Annotated in this window: 12 protein-coding genes and 1 pseudogene; 3 read left to right on the top strand and 10 right to left on the bottom strand. The window is 42.8% G+C overall.

The features are described from left to right. Positions 1-3: 3 nt before the first annotated feature. From ACGF5R_RS03540 to ACGF5R_RS03530, 3 genes and pseudogenes are all read right to left on the bottom strand, one after another. Positions 4-510 (bottom strand): contact-dependent growth inhibition system immunity protein, encoded by a 507-nt coding sequence (locus tag ACGF5R_RS03540; protein WP_112877565.1) that lies wholly within the window; start codon positions 508-510, stop codon positions 4-6. Continuing rightward, positions 510-5834: pseudogene (locus tag ACGF5R_RS03535) on the bottom strand (DUF637 domain-containing protein). Before ACGF5R_RS03535 ends, ACGF5R_RS03540 begins: the two are co-directional and overlap by 1 nt. Before the next feature lie 58 nt (positions 5835-5892). Then, entirely contained in the window at positions 5893-7569 is a 1677-nt protein-coding gene (locus tag ACGF5R_RS03530; protein WP_387689783.1) for a ShlB/FhaC/HecB family hemolysin secretion/activation protein, read from the bottom strand. Positions 7570-7873: 304 nt separating this feature from the next. Here ACGF5R_RS03530 and tyrP point away from each other — a divergent pair, with 304 nt between their 5' ends. Beyond that, positions 7874-9079 carry a tyrosine transporter TyrP gene (tyrP, locus tag ACGF5R_RS03525; RefSeq protein WP_387689781.1) on the top strand — a complete coding sequence of 402 codons (1206 nt, stop codon included), beginning with the start codon at positions 7874-7876 and terminating at the stop codon, positions 9077-9079. Between the two features lie 56 nt (positions 9080-9135). Here the strand turns inward: tyrP and ACGF5R_RS03520 are convergent, their stop codons facing one another. Beyond that, on the bottom strand, positions 9136-9678 hold the full coding sequence (locus ACGF5R_RS03520; protein ID WP_387689779.1) for a YfaZ family outer membrane protein: 543 nt from the start codon (positions 9676-9678) through the stop codon (positions 9136-9138). A gap of 285 nt (positions 9679-9963) precedes the next feature. On the opposite strand from ACGF5R_RS03520, the gene ACGF5R_RS03515 reads away from it, so the two are divergent. Continuing rightward, entirely contained in the window at positions 9964-11406 is a 1443-nt protein-coding gene (locus tag ACGF5R_RS03515; protein ID WP_262980863.1) for a catalase, read from the top strand. Between the two features lie 98 nt (positions 11407-11504). On the opposite strand, the gene menE is transcribed toward ACGF5R_RS03515, so the two are convergent. The 6 genes from menE to menF form a co-directional block, all read right to left on the bottom strand. Continuing rightward, the gene (gene menE, locus ACGF5R_RS03510) at positions 11505-12905 is read right to left on the bottom strand and encodes an o-succinylbenzoate--CoA ligase (protein ID WP_387689777.1); all 1401 of its coding nucleotides are present in this window, start codon (positions 12903-12905) and stop codon (positions 11505-11507) included. Then, complete coding sequence (gene menC / locus ACGF5R_RS03505) at positions 12893-13864, bottom strand: o-succinylbenzoate synthase (RefSeq protein WP_387689775.1); 972 nt, start codon at positions 13862-13864, stop codon at positions 12893-12895. Before menC ends, menE begins: the two co-directional genes overlap by 13 nt. After that, entirely contained in the window at positions 13864-14721 is an 858-nt protein-coding gene (menB, locus tag ACGF5R_RS03500) for a 1,4-dihydroxy-2-naphthoyl-CoA synthase (protein ID WP_387689773.1), read from the bottom strand. The genes menC and menB overlap by 1 nt, the downstream gene beginning before the upstream one ends. A 12-nt stretch (positions 14722-14733) precedes the next feature. Then, positions 14734-15501 carry a 2-succinyl-6-hydroxy-2,4-cyclohexadiene-1-carboxylate synthase gene (menH, locus tag ACGF5R_RS03495; protein WP_387689771.1) on the bottom strand — a complete coding sequence of 256 codons (768 nt, stop codon included), beginning with the start codon at positions 15499-15501 and terminating at the stop codon, positions 14734-14736. Beyond that, positions 15498-17192, bottom strand: coding sequence for a 2-succinyl-5-enolpyruvyl-6-hydroxy-3-cyclohexene-1-carboxylic-acid synthase (gene menD / locus ACGF5R_RS03490; RefSeq protein ID WP_387689769.1), 1695 nt, complete (start codon positions 17190-17192; stop codon positions 15498-15500). The genes menH and menD overlap by 4 nt, the downstream gene beginning before the upstream one ends. Positions 17193-17297: 105 nt before the next feature. After that, positions 17298-18617 (bottom strand): isochorismate synthase MenF, encoded by a 1320-nt coding sequence (gene menF / locus ACGF5R_RS03485; RefSeq protein WP_387689767.1) that lies wholly within the window; start codon positions 18615-18617, stop codon positions 17298-17300. 1016 nt (positions 18618-19633) lie between these two features. On the opposite strand from menF, the gene ACGF5R_RS03480 reads away from it, so the two are divergent. After that, entirely contained in the window at positions 19634-20860 is a 1227-nt protein-coding gene (locus ACGF5R_RS03480) for an alpha-xenorhabdolysin family binary toxin subunit A (protein WP_112877587.1), read from the top strand. Positions 20861-20898: the final 38 nt, after the last annotated feature.

Here is a 20898-nt window from a genome sequence, read left to right as displayed (position 1 = left end):
TCGTCAAACATAACTTCTGCAACGCGAAAAAGCCAGCCGTAATGCTGCACCCACTTCCGCAGGGGAACTGTCTGCCGGAATGATGACATAATCAGATTCAACAATGCCTTTTCCTGTCCAGAGCTCAAGTTTTTCATGACCAGTAGGTCGTATTGTGATATTTCCATCCAGCAATTGTATACCACAATCTCGCATTCTTTTAAATAATCGACGTTTTGAACGATAACCATAAGTTTTGATTAATTCATCAATCCATTCTTTATATTGTCCATCACACTTCTCTGGCTCAAAGAAATCATCTATCTCTTCCAAAGGAATGAGCCGACTCTTAAATAACGCATCAAGAACTGCCATACCTAATTGCTCATCATCTACATCAGGAGATAGCAAATAGTAACTCCCTTGTGGATCAGCGCCTAACATCCGATAACCAGAAAAAGTTTCAATGCAGTAAAAATCGCCATTAAACATGCATCTAGCATTTCTCCATCGTTTAAAAATTTCGCTCATTATTTCACCACTATAATTTTGACATTAACATTTTTTTCTGAGCCATAAGATATTGCACGGTTAATTTGCTCCCATTGTTCTATTGTTGTAGCTTTGGGTACAGCAATCCGAACTTCACGCTGTGAAATCATTCCCGCATTTAAATTCTTTTTACCCAGTCTCGCCTCGGTAAAGTTTACTGTGGCATCTATATTCCCTTTTATAGAAGTATAAAGTTGTTTTGGATTCTTAATTCTGGAAACAGTACGTGTATCCAATGTTTTTACACTGATAGCCAAACCTGTTTTTCCATCATAAAAATCAAAAACCTCAAACCTTTCAGGCAACCGAGAACCTGCTGGCATCTGCGTAGCAACAAAATCCTCAAAAGGATACCCCTGCTTATAGATATCTCCTCCCCACTCCATTTGGGTTTTACTACCATCTTTTTCTACCCGATATACACTCCGTATGTCTACTGTTGGGTGCGGATCTTTTGAGATGACTTTCGACAATTTAGCCGTGGCAGATGTAGACCCTTTGACCGCACCAAAGCCACCGCCGGCCATACTGGCTATTCCAGTAACCAGTTTTCCTATCTCCAGACCCGCATTATAAGCCCCTCCCGGACCCGCTTTTTCATATTCAGCTTTGACAGTATCAAGCTGCTTGAGATAACTATCCTTTGTTGCCTGCCAGATAAAACCGGGCATATCCTCCTGAATCAACAGTGTTCTAAGCGATTCAATGACTTCCGAAGGATTAGATACCGCGCCGACAATTGCCACCACACTATCATAGAGTTCTGATGGAATACCGGATACAAAACCCGCGGCCAGATAGCCATCTTGTGTGTGACTAATCAAGCCCCATTTAGCAAAAATCTGCGCTTTTTTAAGGTAACTGGACTCAGCGGCAAGCTCTTTTTCCATTAATTCCCGCTGATGATGGGCCAGATAGTTATAACGGAAAGTGTTTTCTGCACTGCTCGCTCCACTGTAAGCGCCATCTGCTTTACCGGTAAATACTGCTCCGGCAAAGCCGCCAAAAACACGGGCAATTTGCGCCTGCCGCTCAGATGTTCTCTGCCATTCTTCGGCTTTGATGAGATTATCTCCCATCATGACGCCAGCCAATTCCGCAGCCAAAGCCCCCGCCATTGCGCCTTTAACATTTCCTCTGCCAATTTCAGCGCTGACCCCTGCTACAACCGCGTGGCTTAACATTTTACCCGGTATTCCCAATACCTCGCCATTATCACCAATCAATCTGGCGCCTTCAGCATTAATCTGGCTGCCAATATTAGCCAACAGAGCCGTAGTCAAATTATCTTTAAAACTGCCGCCGTTAATGGCGGTATTCAGGCTGGAACTAATAATAGATTGACCAGCTACCCGCTGGACGACTTTGTTCCAGTCACCATTGCTGATTTGGGGTAATTTCGCTTTTGTGGGATCTAATGTAGTACCATCAGCCGCTTTATCCCATCCCATGTAGGAATCAAATCCGGCCAATGCGCCACCAATCGCCATTGAGGTAATTGTTGATTTAACCGCATCACTGCTACCTAATACTTTTAGCGCTTTGGATATGTCCCCCTGATTATCCACAATAGCAACCGCCGCCTGTGCCGCCAGTGATGACATACCCGCAGTTAACGCCCCACCCACAACGCTATTACCCGCATAAGATGCAACAGATGCCGCCAAAGAGCTGCTTGCGGTTGCTGCCGCTGCCGCAATCGCAATCACCGCAGAAACCACCGGGTTTAAATGCTGGCTCTTGTGATCCCAACTGTCATAAGCGTCTTTGACCACATTCCATTGGATATCTTTATTTTCACGAAGCCCTTTCAACCAGGCTGTTTCTGGCGTATTTCCCAATACGGCCAGGACATTTTGCAATGACTGACCATTTTTAGCTTTAATATCAGCACTAACACCATTGGCTGCTTCCACTGTCAGCTTTCCACCAGTGAAAATCTGCGGTAATACCCATTGGGTTTCGGTATAACCTTTATCCCTTTGCTTAATATAAAAGCCTTTGGAAGACGTAATAGTCTGTTCAAAAGCGGTATTTTTGACCGCCTTAAAATTGACTTTACCGTGAGTGCTGGTCAGTTTGGCGTTTTTATTAGTCGCAATTTTACTGGCTTCGTAAGTGCTGTCATCCCGACTTAACAGATTAATATCACCACCAGCAGTAAATTCAGTGACTTTATTAGTAACATCATGACGGGTACGTTTAATGGTTTTCTTTTTGCCATACCACTTACGTTTGGTTTCTGTTTTCTCATCATGGCTGGATTCTTCCATCGCCTGAGCGTATAGATAGCCACCTTTCGCCGCGACGTCCATTGCACCTTTGGCCGTCAGTTTAGTGGCTTGGAAAAGAATACTGCCGTTTGAAATAACAGTTAGTATACCGCCACTAGTCAATGCAGTACCTTGCTGTGTGACTGATTCGGTAAATTCCCTGCCTTTTTCTCGGTAAGAGTGATTCTGCACTGATTCAAAACGCATATTGCCGCCGGAAGAAATCGTTGTATTTCCGCCTGAGCTTAATGTCGCGCCTTGGGTAATCAGCGTTCCATTAGCAGCCAGGGTAAGCTGTTTTCCACCATTAACTACAGCAACAATATGGCGATCATCTTTATTGTTATCATTCTTATTATCAATAGCGGAATAGCCCAGCGCTAATAAGTTAATATTCCGACCTGCTGATAATAATGTGTTACCTTTAGCGTTAATTTGAGCCGCTTTGCCATTGATATCTGCACCACTGATAATATTGATATTATTTCCTGCGGTTAACCGGCTACTTAACTCACCAGAACGGGACGAGGGAAATAATCTACTCAACGAAGGTGATAACTCACGGGGAGTGAGATCAATACTTTTTGCAGAAGTTAAGTTGATATCTTTTACTGCTGAGATATTAACTCCCTTAACAGATAGATTGCCTCCAGCATTAATCACAACCGAGCTTTTGGCATCAAGCTTACCTAGCTTAGATAACATCTGATTAAAGAGCGTTTGTTCTTTACTCTCAGCGGTCACGTCTCCCATTCGTTTATGTGTCAATAAATCACTGTTATTATCAATGGTAATATCATTATTCGCAGATAAAGAAATATTATGACTTTTCGTTAAGAAAATATTGCGAAGCAGAATATTCTTACCTGCATGTAAGAGTAAATCACCCGTAGCTTCCAGGCTACTTATTTTACGCGTATTATCAGGATTAAAATACTCTGGCTTACTACTACTCTGAAACTGAATATTCCCGTTGCGACTGATAATAGTTACATCTTTACCTTTTAGTTCACCTTGCAAGGCATTAATGTTATTAGCTGCTGTTATAGATAAACTATTTGACGAAATCAATGCGGCATTATTAAGATTAATATCATTCTCGGAAATAATATTTAACCCATCAGTCGCCTTTAGTTTATCAATAATATTGATTTTACCCGCGTGAAGCAAAATGTTTTTTGCTGATAATGTGTCAGGTCGAGCAGTTACAGTTACTTCTGACAGATTTTTTGCATCATCAGGAATCAACGTTCTGATATTTAAGTTATTTTTAAAATCCGCTACTAGATTTTTTTCCGCACTAATTGAAGACGATATATAACTTTCTTCTCACCAAGTATATAACTCTCCTTGCTTGGTATACTCTGCGTCTTCATAAACATAAAATAAATCCCAATCACCAGGTAGTGCATCATCATCTTTGAATTCACTGCCAACCAGAGGGTTTGATGTAGTATAATGCCAAAATGTATTTTTCTTACCTAATTGACGGCTGATAACATCAATATTTTCCCCAGTGAGAATAAGATCCTGCTTTGCATATATAGATGAAACATCATTTCGCAAATTAGTTGCATTAATATAAGCATTACCACCAGAAATAATATTTCCCGCTGGGCTTATCGCCTTTATTGAAAATCTATCCTGTTTAATGTTGATAAAGTTATTTTTTAATAAATCAACAATACCAAACCATTTATCACGATTAAAATCTTTCAGTTTTACAGCCAATGTAATGACGGAATCAACACCTTGTCTAATACCATAAAAACTACCAGCCCATTTATTAATTTCTACTGAATCAGCCGGGATAGTTTTCCATTCCGTTATGGTTTGATCTCTGATATTATCCAGTTTATCAGTGCGAACAACCAAATCCCCTTTCACAGTCTTTATCGTCGCAGACTTGTTTTCAATCAGAGCGCTCTTATTCCCCTGAGCATCTTTCTGTAACCACATATTATTATTAGCTTGCAGAAGTGATTTATTTCCGGCATTACGTATAGTATCACCAAATATCCGCATATCCCGGCCCGCAGTTACACTCCCTTTATTATCCAATTTAGTACTTGCCAGAGTAATATCCCGTTCCGCTTGTACCTTGATATTTTGCGCAATATGAGTCTCTTTAGCGCTAAGATTAAAATCCGTTTTGGCTTTGGCATTTCCCAGCTCAATTTTGCCATTAACGTTTAAGGTAATATCACGCTGATTGCTGATTAAATCCTTAAGATTAACACCGACACCATCTTCTGTAGCAACCAAACGGATTTTATTGGCATACATGCCGCCTAATGCTTTGGTATCAACGGCTAATTGAGGTTTAGCACCTTCTCCAGTGATTTTTTTCACTGTGCCATCGTTAAAATCAATCCGGTTAGCTCCCTGCGTCAGGGATAAATTATTAGCTTGAATTTTTCCATTTAATTCAGTCGCTCGACTGATAATATCGATATAATCTGTCGATTTGCCATCCAGCCCTTTGCTACCAATGGTAATCTGGCCTTTTTTAACCTCCAGTGCTTCCAACGCACCCTGTTTATCAAATTGAGGCTTACCGGTAGTCAATGTTGCACTGCCGGTATTAATAAAACCACAGCCATCGCAGGTAATGCCATTGGGGTTAGCAATCATCACATTGGCTTTATGACCAACTATCTCTAGTTTTCCCTGAAGATTAGATCGTCCACTGCCAGTAACTTCATTAATAATCAGTTCAGCCGATTTTCCATTCAAGTTAGGGTTAACATTAAGTTGTCCGGCTAATTGTGATTTAACTGCCTGAGTGGCGTTATTTAATACGGCACCCTGAGTGGCAACATTAAATTCTTTATAGGTGTTGCGAGATATTCCTGCACCATTAGGCGTAGCAATATTTACGATCGGCACATTACCCTGGTTTTGTACCTGTGTTCGGTTATTATCTGGCGCGATCCCAGCCGCAATAGCAGGATGAAGGGGATATACGGCAGTAAGATAAATTAAAAGATAACAAGCGCCCCTTGCCATAGGGCCGTTACGTCTATCCATTATTCTGTCCTTTCTTAATTTGAGTACAAAGTTATTGGTATATACCCGTATTACATCGCTAAAAAATCAGTGATACAGACCAGTAAACTACCCAGTTATCCGGTTTCAGATGGTCTGGATAAATCAGTGGTGTTCCCAATGTCATCGTTTGATTGAACCTGCGGTGAGTCAGTGATATGCCAAGCGCTGTACCGGTAACATTACCACCATCGATTTGTCCGGTTTTTCCCTGTAACCAGCCAGTATCCAGCGCCCCTGTTAAGGCAAGTTCACCTACAGGAAGAGTTGCAATCTGCCAGTTCAGCTCATTACGCCAATACCCACCGCGATTGCCGGTCAGGTATTGTTCTTTAAATCCCCGAACAGAGTATTGCCCGCCCAATGAGAGACGTTCACTGGCATAAAGGTTGTACGGTGTGGTTTGACCGTAAACAGATGAGAGGTAATAAATGGAGTCGGTGACCGGGATAAAATAGCTAGCACTCAGACTGAATTTGCGGAATTGGCTACGTGGAGCATCCGGGAAATACGGGTCATCTTTTGTTGCACCTAACACGGGTAAGCCATAACTCAATGCAGGGTTGAACGTGATATAGCCACCCGCCAGTACCGAACTGTAATTGATACCAAGATTGGCAACACTTAATGTCGGGCTGCTGATGGATAATTTCTTTCCTGCAAACAAATTCGTTGTCTGACGATGTGTTATTCCTGCATTCAGAGTCAGTTTCTGCTCACCGTCACGATATAACGTCCGGTTTATTACTAGCCGGTGAGTCTGATTGTCACCTTCATAGCGGTAGGTTTGTGAGCCAATCGGAACCTTCTGAAAAGAATCGTTCCACGCATATTGATAGCTGAACAACCAGTCACCATAAGGAACCGTCACATTGGAAGAGAAACTTCGACTACGGTGATTATTACGGAAATCGCTGTTGCGGCTGGCAGATAATGACCATTGGTCAGCAAGGCGTAATAGATTATCTACATTCACACTGGCGTTAATTTGCCCGGCACCAGTACTTTTTTGACCACTATTATCCACCCCCAAACTGGCGCCAACCGGCAAACGAGTCGATATTCGTTTTAAGATAACCGCAGAATAACCAAGCTGTTTTCCCGGCTGAATATCAATGGTTATCTGCTGGGAAGGAAGCCGGTTCAGTTGTTCCATCCCCTGTTCAATATCCCGAAGATTCAATGTCTTACCAACCATTCCCGGAAAGGCCATTTTCAATGAAAGTGGTGTCTCACCATCAAGTGTGATTGATTCAACTTTGCCTTCACTCACGGTAATAATGAGCATACCGGTGGATAAATCCTGTGCTCTGAGTCCAGCACGAGAAGTGACATAACCTCGCTCGATATAGGCATTCGATACTTTACGCACCAGTTCATTAATATCTGGCAAGGTTAAGCAACGGGATAAATAAGGCTGTATTAGCTTTTCCCGCGCTGACAGGGAAAGGCTCTCAGTGCCTTCAAATTGAATATGGTGAACGGTATGACAGACAGATTTAGCGCCATCAATTTCAGGCGCTAAATCTGGCGATAAAGTGATGTTGTTACGCAACGCCTCCCGTTGCTGCTGAGCCTGCTGCAATAACGCTTTTTGTTGTTGAGTGATAACCTCTTGATCCGCTGGGCTAATAAACGATGAAGCATAAGCTTCCCCTGATATAGCGAATAGAACGGATACAGCTAATTTCCTAAGACAAACAGATATTCTTTCCATTGATAATTTTTATTTCACAATACGTTTAATTGTTAAAAGAATGAACAATGTCTTAGTTTAACTGTAAATTTAGATGAAAATAAAAGTATATCTTACTTAAGTGTTGGTAAAATATTACTTTTTAAATACTTAATAGAATAAGTAACTTTTTATATTTAATTAAACACATAATTTAGGAACATGCAAAAACACAATTGTAATTATTTATTTACACTTAGTGTAACCGTAGTTTGACATAAATAAGTTAATCCTTTAGCCTGCCTTTCTATAACGATTTCAATCAGTTCAGAAACTAGGGGAAAGCGTGAAGAATCGTACTCTTGGCAGTATTTTTATCATAGCGGGCACGACAATTGGCGCAGGAATGCTGGCTATGCCGCTGGCAGCGGCCGGTGTCGGCTTTGGAACAACCTTTGTGATGTTAATCGCTCTTTGGGTTTTGATGAGCTATACCGCTTTATTGCTGGTGGAAGTTTATCAATACAGCCCGGCCGATACGGGTCTGGGAACAGTGGCAAAACGCTATCTGGGACGAGGAGGCCAATGGCTCACCGGTTTTAGTATGCTCTTTCTCATGTATGCCCTGACCACCGCTTATATCAGTGGCGCCGGTGAGTTGCTCTCAGGCAGCCTCTCTTCATGGCTGGATAAACCTGTTTCTGTCTCATTTGGCGTGCTGATTTTCACCCTTGTCGCGGGTTGTGTTGTCACTATCGGTACTCAATCTGTCGATATGATTAACCGCCTGCTATTTACGGCAAAAATCATCTTTCTGGTTATTATGCTGACCGTCATGATGCCCCACATCAAAAGCACTAACCTGATGTCAATGCCTTTGGAACAAGGTTTGGTATTATCAGCTATTCCCGTGGTATTCACCTCTTTTGGTTTTCACGGTAGTGTGCCAAGTATCGTCAATTATATGGGAGGCGATACTCGCAAGTTACGTAAAATATTTGTTATCGGCAGTGCAATCCCATTAACTGCCTATATCCTATGGCAATTGGCAACATTGGGCGCCATCTCTTCCCATACTTTTGTCGGAATTTTAGCGGAACAATCAGGATTGAATGGGCTGTTAAAAGCGGTGAGAAAGGTTGTCGCGACGCCTCGTGTAGAACTTGCTGTCCGTCTGTTTGCTGATTTGGCGCTGGCAACCTCATTTCTTGGGGTCTCTTTAGGTTTGTTTGATTATATGGCAGATCTGTTCAAACGCCGTAACAACGCGACCGGTCGCCTGCAAACCGGAATCATTACTTTTGTTCCACCATTACTTTGTGCTTTGTATTATCCAAACTTTGTCATGGCGTTAACTTTCGCCGCAGTCGCACTGTCCATTCTCGCACTATTACTGCCTTCCATGCTGGCATGGCGTAGTCGTCAAATTGAGCAAAAAGCTTATCGGGTAAAAGGCGGAAAACCTGCGTTGATTCTGATATTTCTTTGCGGAATTACGGTAATTACCATCCAGATTGGTATTGTCAGTGGTTTACTGCCAGAAGTGGGTTAATTAAGAAGCCAAAACTGTCCGCATCAGCAATGGTGCGGACAAAATGCAAAAGTAAATTAGAAATTCAAACCAGCACCGATATAAAATCCATCAGCCAGTTTGTTATCCCTATTTCCCTCTTTCCCTCTCATGTTCATAACCCGGTAACCGGCATCCACCGTCAACGGTTTAAATACGGTAAAACGTAAACCACCCGCGGCCTCAGCATAAGAATCAATACCCGAAGTTAATCTGGATGGCGCACCGTAAACTTCACCGTACAGAGCTAAAGAGGGCATAACAGTCCAACTCAAACCCACACCTGCTGCTAATGCCTCACCATTTTTCCCATCTTTAGGGGATAAATAGAGAGCCTTACCGCCAATGCTGGCCGTCAATGGACCAACAGGCAGGCTAAATGCGGTTCCCAAACCTCCCAACTGCCCATTATGATCACTGCGTGCCCAGTTGCCATTAAAGGATAATCCAGCACTGTTATCACCAATTGCCGCAGAAGTATGGGTGAAATGGCGGCCAGCCTGAACATTCACGGAAATTGCATTCGCTGATTCAGCAATCAACAACAAACCGGTTGCTACCGCGGCAAGATAAACCTTCATGATATTTCCTCTTTATTTACTTAATGTTAAACATCTTACGTAAATACAACTAAACCGATAGACAACAAAAAGAAATGAATCATCTATACTTACTAAATATGTGTGAATTTTTCATTTCATTTGCTTAATAATTAATTATGTAAATAGTTTTATTTTAAACAATAAATAAGAAAATAATAAATAAATTATAAAAAAACACAAAATTTGCATTTCGCCATTTGACCAGAACGTTTTTCTTAATCAGCGATTCCGCTGTTTTTTTTCATGTAAAACAGGAGAAGTGTGATGAAAAAGAGAGGACTTACAACGAATGCTGGCGCCCCTGTCGTTGACAACAATAATGTCATGACTGCGGGTCAACGTGGTCCTATGTTGTTACAAGATGTTTGGTTCTTAGAAAAGCTTGCCCATTTTGATCGTGAAGTGATCCCAGAGCGCCGTATGCATGCCAAAGGTTCTGGAGCTCATGGCGTCTTTGTGGTGACTCACGATATTACTAAGTACACCCGCGCTAAGATTTTTTCTGAAATAGGCAAAAAAACCGAGATGTTTGCCCGTTTCTCAACCGTCGCCGGTGAGCGCGGCGCAGCAGATGCGGAACGTGATATTCGTGGTTTTGCGCTTAAGTTCTACACTGAAGAAGGTAACTGGGATTTAGTTGGTAACAACACCCCGATATTCTATCTCCGTGATCCACTGAAGTTCCCAGATCTTAACCATGTTGTTAAACGCGATCCCCACACTAATTTACGTAATCCTGCCTATAAATGGGATTTCTTCTCTCATCAACCTGAATCACTGCACCAATTAACCATTGATTTCAGTGACCGTGGTGTACCTAAATCTTTCCGTCATATGCACGGTTTTGGTAGCCATGCTTTCAGCTTTATCAACGCAGATAATGAACGTTTCTGGGTGAAATTCCACTTCCGTTGTCAGCAAGGCATTAAAAGCCTGATGGACGAAGAGGCAGAAGCGCTGGTGGGTAAAGATCGTGAAAGCTCTCAGCGTGACTTGTTTACAGCAATTGAACAAGGCGATTATCCACGCTGGAAATTAAAGGTTCAGATTATGCCAGAGAACGAAGCTTCTCAGACGCCGTACAATCCGTTTGATTTGACAAAAGTATGGCCTCACGGCGACTACCCGATGATTGATGTCGGTTATTTCGAGCTAAACCGTAACCCTGATAACTATTTTGCAGACGTTGAACAGGTTGCTTTCAACCCCGCGAATGTTGTGCCAGGTGTCAGTTTCTCCCCTGATAAGATGTTACAAGGCCGTCTGTTCTCTTATGGTGATGCTCAACGTTACCGTCTTGGCGTTAACCACCATCAAATTCCGGTCAATACACCTCGTTGTCCGTTCCATAATTTCCACCGTGATGGGGCAATGCGTGTCGATGGTAACAGCGGAAACACAGTGACCTATGAACCAAACAGTGCAGGATTGTTCCAGGAACAACCTGAATTCAAACAACCATCATTGTCTTTAGAAGGAGATGCCGATAACTGGAACCATCGTCAAGATGAAGATTATTTCAGTCAGCCTCGCAGGCTATATAACTTAATCAGCAGTAAAGAACATCAACGTATGTTTGACCGTATCGCCAGTGAACTGTCACAAGCACATGAAGAGACTCAACGCCGTCAGGTTGAGCTATTTAGAAAAGTTCACCCAGAATATGGCGCTGGTGTTGAAAACGCGCTGAAAAAAATCAAAGGCTAATGTCTAACAACACCATCTTTTAACCCTCTCTGCCCATTATTACACGATAAATAATGGGCAGTACGAAATTCAACATATTGATAGCAAATCAAAATAGCTCAAGAGCAACCGGGCAAATCCAACACCCATTTTTTGATTTGCTGACGGGAAACTTTAATGCCGTTATTTTTAAGCTTTTGAGGTAACAGATAGTAAGCGACTGGGCGCTGAAAAGCAGCCAGTTTATCAATCAACCATTCAGGTAATGTATCAATGACCTCAGATGAATTACTGTCTATGACCGCGACAGGACGATAACCAAATTCAGGGTCAGGTACGGGAACAATAAAGTTTTGTGCAACCTGTGGATAGGTGTTAATCACCCGTTCAATCTCTTCCGGCTGAATCCCTTCTCCACCGCTGAAAAATTGATTATCCATCCGGCCAAGTATCCGCAACTCACCATTTTGTATCACTCCTCGATCACGAGTATGAAACCAGCCATCACGATCAGCTAATGGTTGTAATTTTCCATCCAGCCAATATCCATTGGCAAGGCTGCCAGAACGAATTTGAATCTCCTCCTTGATCAACCGAACTTGCTTGCCCGGTAATGGATTTCCCACACCAGGCAACTCATCTGCCCGTTTAATGCATACTGTTGAAGCCAGTTCGGTTAAACCATAACTACACCAACAACGAATACCTTGCTGCTCTGCCCTTTGCGTCAATTCAACGGGGATCATCGCCCCACCCAGCAGCACTTCTTTCAAATTCGGTGGCTGATGTTGTGACTGCTCCAATAACCGCCAGAGCTGAGTCGGCACCAATGAAGCGTGAGTACAATCGGCTAAAGCATGCTCCAGTGGATTGATATTTCTCAATACCAGAGAAGCCCCTTTAATTAGCCAGCGCCAAATAATCCCCTGACCCGATACATGAAACAACGGCAATGAGAGCAGCCAGCTATCTTGCTGCTGAAAATTGATTACTGAAAGGACATCTTGCGCACTGGCAAGATGAGCATGAATTGAGTGAATAGCCGCTTTAGGCATCCCGGAAGAGCCGGAGGTCAGTATCATACTGGCCGGGCGTATCGCATCCCATGCCACTGAATTATCATCAGCATTTAGCGGTTCACTTTTCCAATCGAGGGATTTGGCATCCATCACAAGCAAGTTGTCACCACAAAAATCAGCCACAAAATCGATATTCAAATGTGGCAGTAATTTAGCCAAGAGCATTTCAGGCAGTTGAGGATTCAGTGGCAATACCCGCGCACCACACTGTAGCGCTGCAAGATAGCAAAACAACATCTCTTCACTGTTCTTCCCTCGCAGCATTACACCACTGCCTTCAACTACCCCCTGTTGGCGAAAATTGGCCGCTATCGTATCCAAAGAGATAACTAACTGATGCCAAGTTAGGGAGCGATCATGCAACTTGACAGCAATATTTTCAGGACTAAGCAATGCCCAGTAACGCCACGGCCACTGGGTAAATGAATTTAACTGCACCATGCGATTTCTAACTTGTCCAATCCTGTTACTGGCACCGTGCTACCCGGCCAACAGCGCACTAACTGAGACTGAATCAATTCCAGTGTATCCAGCCCAGGAATAGTCGCTGGCGTCAGCCAATGAGCAATGCGGGCAAGTTGAGTCAGACCGAAGCTGGTTTCAATACTGGAGCTGATCACAGCCTCCAATCCAGCATTGCGCGCGGCTGAAATCAACTGACGGCAACGGGCAAGGCTTCCTATCAGAGTGGGCTTGATCACAATAGCAGTCACCCCTGCTTGTGCCTCTACGTTAAACCCCTCATCCCGGACGCTTTCATCCCATGCAATGGCAATCCCTGTATCACGGGCAAAAGCGAGCGATTCTTCCGGGGTTTGACAAGGTTCCTCCAAAAAGGCAATTCGGTTGCGGTAATCTGGATTGACATACTTAGCGAAGCTGTCCGCTTTAGCTCGGCTCCAACTACGGTTAGCATCCAGCCGCAAAGATAAATCCGGTACCGCTTCCAATAAAACATTCACGACCATGCCATCACGTACAGCTTCATACAGCCCAACTTTCACTTTGGCAACTTTTTGTCCACTCATGTTACTGAGACGAACAATCAGTTCATCAGGATCACCATTGCACAGCGGCGCTTTCCGGTAATCAGCGTCTTCCGGTAATTTACCCTGTAATTCAGCTAATGCGCAGCTAAGCCCAAATGCCACAGAAGGTAATTCACTTTCATCAGGTTCCGCACCAAGGTGCCACTGTTTAAGCCATGCCACCGCTGCTTCACCGGCCTGTTCAACGGTTTCTTTGCTGAATTCCGGCAATGGTGCAATTTCACCCCATCCCTGTTGACCATTTTCCTGTAAGTGAACTAAAAAACCATCACGAGTTTTAAGCCGCTGATATCGCAGGATAACACCTGCCTCCATTGGCAATCTGAACCGGTATAAAGTTACAGTACGCATTATGGGTTACGTTTGAATTTACTGAAATCAGGGTGGCGTTTCTCAACGAATGCATTACGTCCCTCCTGACCTTCTTCTGTCATATAGAAAAGCATGGTGGCGTTACCGGCCAGCTCCTGCAATCCAGACTGACCATCACAATCAGCATTTAGAGCGGCTTTCAGGCAGCGCAGAGCCATTGGGCTATTTTTCAGCATTTCACGACACCAGCGAACGGTCTCTTTTTCCAGATCCGCATAAGGCACAACAGTGTTAACCAGCCCCATCTCCAACGCTTGTTTAGCATCATACTGACGACACAGGAACCAGATTTCACGGGCTTTTTTCTGACCAACAATCCGTGCCATGTAAGATGCCCCCCAACCGCCGTCAAAAGAGCCCACTTTAGGCCCGGTCTGACCAAAAATAGCGTTATCAGCCGCAATGGTCAGGTCACACACCAAATGAAGTACATGACCACCACCAATCGCATATCCAGCAACCATGGCAACGACGGGTTTTGGACAAGTGCGAATCTGGCGCTGGAAATCCAATACATTCAAGTGATGCATGTCGTTGGCATCTTTATAACCACCGTAATCACCACGGATTTTCTGATCACCACCAGCACAAAAAGCTTTTTCACCCATACCGGTCAGAATAATCACACCGACAGTGTCATCATAACGGGCATCATCCAACACCTGCATCATCTCTTTAACCGTCAATGGCCGGAATGCGTTACGTACTTGTGGGCGATTGATGGTGATTTTAGCCATACCATCGGTGGATTTGTGATAAAAAATATCTTCAAATCCTTCGGAGCAGTCCTGCCATACAATTGGGGCATAAAGTTCTTCTTCACTCGGGTAAATCATATTCGTATTCCTTCAATCAAAGAGTGATAAAAAATGGTTTACTGCCGCAGCAAACGCCGCCGTGTTCGCTCGGTGAGCATTATGCCCAACATGTGGAATAGTTTGCAGCGGCAAAGCGCAACGTTTTGCTAATTGTCCGAATTTTTTGTCATTTTCGCCGCATAGATAAGCAAAAGGCAACGTCAGTTGTTGCAATACAGGCACCAACCAAGGTTGATGTCCAAGTGAGGTATTTTCCAGCATATCAGCCACACTATCACCATTATTATGGCGGCGTATTTTGATAAGTTGTTGACGCTGTTCAGGCAATAGATCAGAAAAAATGGGCTGCTGATACCAATCAGATAAAACCTGTTCCATCGACTGAGAACGAAAACGTCTGGCCCAGTTTCGATCGTGGTCAAGGCGGTCATTCCTCTCCTGTTGGGAAAACAAACCAGGGTTTCCACCTTCAACCAGCAACCCACATAATCCCCGATTATGACCATAGCAAGCATAATTCATGGCGATACGGCCACCCAAGGAGTAACCAATCAACCAATATTGATCAATTTGCTGTTCTCTTAACGTTTTAGATAGAAGACGGCTCATCTCTGTAAAATCGTTTATCCGCACCCTTGCGGAATCACCGTGACCGGGGAGATCAACGACCAATGAAGGATGTTGAGCACACAGATTCACTAATGGCAACCATTCATCACCACAACCCAATAATCCATGCAACCAAACCAACCACGGGCGGTCATTGTGACCGTTGAATTTGCGACAAGCGAGACTCACAACATCGCCACCTGTTTTAACAGCCGTTGCAAACAGTCAGCCCCTTCTTTGTCCGGTACTTTTAGCTCAATCAGTGTGGTTTCATTTTGTTGCCATGCCTGCTCAATACCTTGTTGCAACTCCATCCAATTTTGTGGGCTGGCATATTTCAAGCCAAACATTGCCGCAGCATGATCAAAATTAACGTATTGAGGCATACAGTAAAAACGCTGCCTTGCTTCCTCCGGGGTTGGTAGTAGAGAGAAAATCTGCCCGCCGTTATTATTTACCACAATTAATACCATTGGAGCGGAAGGATGACGCAACAGAGCCAAGCTATTGAGATCATAAAGCGCCGATAAATCACCGATAACCGCCAAAGTGGGCTTTGCCGTTGCCCGTTGCACACCTGCCGCAGTGGAAATTAACCCATCAATACCGCTAGCGCCCCGGTTACTGTAAACTGGATATCCCGCCGGTAATTGCCCCAGTGCATCTATCAAACGAATAATCAGGCTGTTACCGACAAACAACTGCCCGCGTTCAGGCAGTAATTCACTCAATCGATAGGCCACAGTTGCTTCACCGAATTTCCCGGCTAATTCAGTTCTGACGCAGTTAACTGCTTTTCCTGACCAGATTATGAGCTCTTCTGCCCACGGTGTATGCGATTGCGCCCACGGCATACGCGACTGTGCGGGATGAGCCAGTAACCAGTCAGCAATATCATAAGTTAATTTTCTGCCACGATGACTGGCAGGATCAAGTCGGCCGGGTATCGGATCAATAATCCAAAACTCCTGCGGTTGGCATTTCGCCTGCCACTGTAACAAGCGTTTCCCTATCAGGCTGGAACCAAACTGTACTACCAATTGCGCTGGCGCTAAAATCTCCCGCACATGAGGATTATCCAACCATAAATCGGCACAAGGCAATGGCTGCCCAGTTTGTGAAAGCACATTGCCAATCAACGGCCAGCCCAATGCCTTTGCCCATTTAGCAACATTAACTCCCTCTTCGGCACTCATTCGACCAGCCAATACAACGCCTTTTTTCTGTTGCCAACAGTCCCAATCCGCTACTTCTGCCACAACATTAGTTACTGGCTGGCTCAACCAAGGTGTTTTACTTTTCCACCAATCGCCTAACTGCTGCTGCCACTCATCATAAGCAGGCTCTTCATCACCATATAATGGTTCAGCAAATGGGCAATTAATATGCAAGGCCCCATGCCGCAAATTCGCCATACTATGATCGATGACAGAAGCCAGCCAGCTTGCCGGTATATCTACGGTCGGTCTTGGCAAAGAAATTATTTGGCATGGATGAGAAGCAAAAATACCATTTTGACGGATAGCCTGATTCGCGCCACAATCCATCAATTCTGGTGGCCGATCAGCAGTAAGGAAAACCACTCGTTCACCCGTTAAACTGGCTTCAATTAATGAAGGGTAGAGATTGGCCACTGCGGTTCCAGAAGTAACGATAACGGCAACCGGCTCTCTACTTGCTTTGGATAACCCCAGTGCCAGATGCCCTAATCCACGCTCGTCAAAATGAGTATGACAAATCAGTTTGTTATTTGCCGCAGCAGCTATTGTCAAAGGCGTGGAACGTGAACCGGGTGCAATACAAACATGACGTAATCCATGACGAGTAAGTGCTTCCAATAAAAGTTCCGCCCAGCGGCGGTTAAATGCGCTGTTTGACATATTTTACTCAAAAAATTTCTATAAAAACTGGCTATTAGCCTAACGGTACCGATAATTATTTCTTTATCCTAGTTCAATGAATTGCCATTTAATCGGAGATTGTTTTCATTCACCTTTCAGCAAAGTGCGCAACCCGGCAGCTTTATTCTCTATCTCTATCCACTCCTGTTGTGGATCAGATCCCATCACAATCCCCGCACCGGCATACAGTGAAAGTAAGTTATTGTTAATTTGTGCGCAACGTAGCGAAACCGCAAACTCACTCTGTTCACAGGAAAGATATCCAGCGGACCCTGCATACCAATCACGACTGAATAACTCGCTATCACGAATAAAATCACGCGCCGCTTCACGAGGTAATCCAGCAACAGCGGCCGTTGGTTGTAAACGATGCAAGCAATCACTATCACTGGCATTCTTTAGTTCTCCCTGGATCCGGCGGCGCAAATGCTGAACCTTTCGCAGACGAATCACATCTGGCGGAGCAACATCGACAGAAACCACGGCGCCTTGAAGACGCTGGCAAATATCATCAACAACGAGCAAGTTTTCATGTTGATTTTTTTTATCACCTAGCAACCATTGCCCCAATTTTTCAGCTTGCTGAGTATCATCTGAATTGGTAACCGTCCCCGCCAGCGCTTCTGTATAAAGCTGAGTCTGCTTGCGGTAGTAAAGCCGTTCTGGCGAAGACGCCAAAAAAGCCTCATGCTGATTAAAAGCCAACATAAAATGATAACAACAGTGATTTATCTGGCGACTCGCTGCCATAAACTGTCCAGTCGCTAAAGATTCACTCAGTATTATCTGCGTTTTACGCGCCATCACTACCTTTTCCATCTTGCGATGAGTAATAGTATCCAAAGCCTGCTCAATCAAATCACACCACCGGGCGCGTTCCGGCACATTCTCCTCGTTCACTACCACCGCCTGTAACACAGAGAATTCCTGGTGCGGTACTAACTGTCGCAGAAATTCCTGTGCATTCCTCATATCCTGCCGACCAGCTATATTCAAATACAATCTGCTTTCGTCACGGTAGCGACGTAATTCGATGCGGGGCAAAAACAGATAACCTGTTTCCCCTGCTTCGGATTGCGTAATACGGGCTGGTTGAATCCGATCCCAAGCATTCAGCCCCCAGATCCGTATCTGTGGAAACTGACCGTTTCTCTGCAAAAAATTTTCGGCTAAAGCGATATCACTGAAAAGATGGATTTGCCCACAAGCAGCAACTTCTTCATGGCCCTCTCTGTGATGCCAGTAGAATTGTGGATAATGAGACTGCGCTGCCAGCCATTCCAGCCAGTAAACGCTGCAACCTGCTGGCAGAGGAAATGAAATCTGTTGAATACCAACTTCGCTAACTTGTTCATTATTCAGTGTTTTACATATATCAGCGACAACATTAGCAATTTGACTCACCACTTTCTGCCCCAAAAGACGTGATAAAAAGTAGGATTATACGGGGCATTAATAATAATTAAAGCCCTGATTATTTATGTAATTATACTTGTCCAATTCCGTTAACAGAATGCTATTATCTCAATACTGAAACAGACTAAATCAGATGTTTTGTGCCTCAAATAACGAATATAAGAGCCTATCCCAAGTATGATCCTCACCATGCAATTTATAAAAAAACGACTCCATTACTTACTACGAAAAATCTACTAAATAAATACCGTTATTATAAACAAAGAAATAAACATTTATTCTTTGTAAAAATCCACCTATAAAAAACATATCTTATTTTCATAATAGCTAAATAGAATTATAAAAAAATCCTCCTTATTTGTTAATTTGAACTATCATATGAACAATTAAGACTTTAATTAAAATATAGATCTAAAAATAGCAAAAACTTTTATTCAACAACACATAAAATAGAGTTCTATCTTATCTATTATTTAAACATGCCATAAACGACAAATCAAAAAACATCCGACTTATTCTTTATAAAAACACCACATTACCTATTTTTTAAATTAACAATATAGAAATTATATAACCGCCACATCACGAAATCAACGTAACAAATTGTTTTAAAATACATTTTATAAAAATAACATTAAAATATTTTATATTTATTATCTTAACATCAATTAAAAAATGAAATACCAAACCATATAAACAAGAAAGACAAAATATTATTTTTACATTTGATTACTAAAATAATAAAAATTCATACTATTTAATTTCATATATTAGATATAAAAAAATCATAAATAATTTCATTTAAGATTGATAAAAATATAGACAATTATTTAATAAAACTCATGAATTAAACTATTTTCACAACAATTAATCATGAAAATATATGTATTTTTAATTCAGATTATTCAATAAAAAATACAACATTAATTTAACAACATGAGTATTATGACGTTCGGTTGTGCCTTGATGTATTTAATAATTTTTCAATAAAGCAAGAACCATTAATGGAGAAATATATGTTATTAGCTCAACTTCCAGCGGAAAAAACACTAAACGAAACAGATATTCCCTCGGCTACCTTGCAATTACTGACTGGTAAACAAGAAGGTGTTGCACGCCCCGGAGGAATATTTACCAAAGAAGACTTGATTAATATCAAACTGTATATTAAAAAAGGTCTATCACTCCCTTTTAATCTTGAGGAAGTGAAAAACTACTTGGGTTACCAAAAGATCGATATCGCTGGATTAGAACCAGAAGATATTCACACTTTGTTTGAAGAAATCCGCACTCACTCGTTTAGCTGGAGCGATGTGGAAAACGATATTCTGCAACAGAGCATAGACCTGGAAGTTGTTGGCAAACAAATTACCGAAACGGGTGAAAACATCATTAGCATCATTAATGAAATGCCAATTATCACACGTATAAAAAGGAGATTAGGAGAAATATCGGACAGACAACTCGCCGAGATCACCTATACCTATGAAGACAGAGAAGTATCCTATGTTCTAGGGGAAATCCTTGACACCATGAAAAGTGATATTAAGAAACAACAGGAAAAAACTGAAAAGGTCAAAGCTGAAGTATCCGATTTCAAGCTAAAGCTGATTGGTGGCAGGTTATCAAACGGCAGCATTGCCTTGGGCTTACAACCACAAGTCGAAAATAAGAGAAAGCTGATGAAAGACAATAAGATGTCGGTCAACATCGGAGATCTGGATGAGAAAATCATTGAGAAAAAAGAGGACATTGTCCAACTCAAGAAAGACTACGATAAATTCGTCGGCCTGGCTTTCTCTGGTATCGCAGGAGGGCTTATCGGCCTCGCTATTACCGGTGGCATCTTTGGTTCCAAAGCAGAGGAAGTGCGAAAACGGAAAAATATGCTGATCGAAGAAGTGCGAAGCCTGGAAGAGAGCATCAAAGGTAAACGCGCACTGCAAAAGTCTATTACTAGTTTATCCCTTGATTTTAGCGACATCGATACCCGTTTGTTGGATGCAGAAGTCGCGCTGAACCATTTGGATTACATGTGGCAATCCATGCTGACCCAGATCAATGCTTCCAAAGATAAATTCAGCCAAATTAACGATGCTCTGAACCTGACCTCTTTTATGACTAAATTCCAGCAAGTCATAAACCCTTGGAAAGAAGTAGAAGGTTCCGCGAAACAATTGGTCAAGGTTTTCGATGAAGCATTGAAAGAATACAAATCTCGCTATAACTAATCATTCACGTATTACATAGGACTTACGGAAAAAAGGAG

This window comes from Photorhabdus sp. RM71S (assembly GCF_042879355.1).
Taxonomy (GTDB): domain Bacteria; phylum Pseudomonadota; class Gammaproteobacteria; order Enterobacterales; family Enterobacteriaceae; genus Photorhabdus; species Photorhabdus kayaii.
This window is presented reverse-complemented; position numbering and strand designations above follow the sequence as displayed.

Coding starts and splice junctions, on each gene's coding strand:
- menE (WP_387689777.1), bottom strand. CDS start 12,905: ATGGTGCAGTTAAATTCATTTACCCAGTGGCCGTGGCGTTACTGGGCA.
- ACGF5R_RS03540 (WP_112877565.1), bottom strand. CDS start 510: ATGAGCGAAATTTTTAAACGATGGAGAAATGCTAGATGCATGTTTAAT.
- menC (WP_387689775.1), bottom strand. CDS start 13,864: ATGCGTACTGTAACTTTATACCGGTTCAGATTGCCAATGGAGGCAGGT.
- ACGF5R_RS03520 (WP_387689779.1), bottom strand. CDS start 9,678: ATGAAGGTTTATCTTGCCGCGGTAGCAACCGGTTTGTTGTTGATTGCT.
- ACGF5R_RS03530 (WP_387689783.1), bottom strand. CDS start 7,569: ATGGAAAGAATATCTGTTTGTCTTAGGAAATTAGCTGTATCCGTTCTA.
- ACGF5R_RS03515 (WP_262980863.1), top strand. CDS start 9,964: ATGAAAAAGAGAGGACTTACAACGAATGCTGGCGCCCCTGTCGTTGAC.
- menD (WP_387689769.1), bottom strand. CDS start 17,192: ATGTCAAACAGCGCATTTAACCGCCGCTGGGCGGAACTTTTATTGGAA.
- ACGF5R_RS03480 (WP_112877587.1), top strand. CDS start 19,634: ATGGAGAAATATATGTTATTAGCTCAACTTCCAGCGGAAAAAACACTA.
- menB (WP_387689773.1), bottom strand. CDS start 14,721: ATGATTTACCCGAGTGAAGAAGAACTTTATGCCCCAATTGTATGGCAG.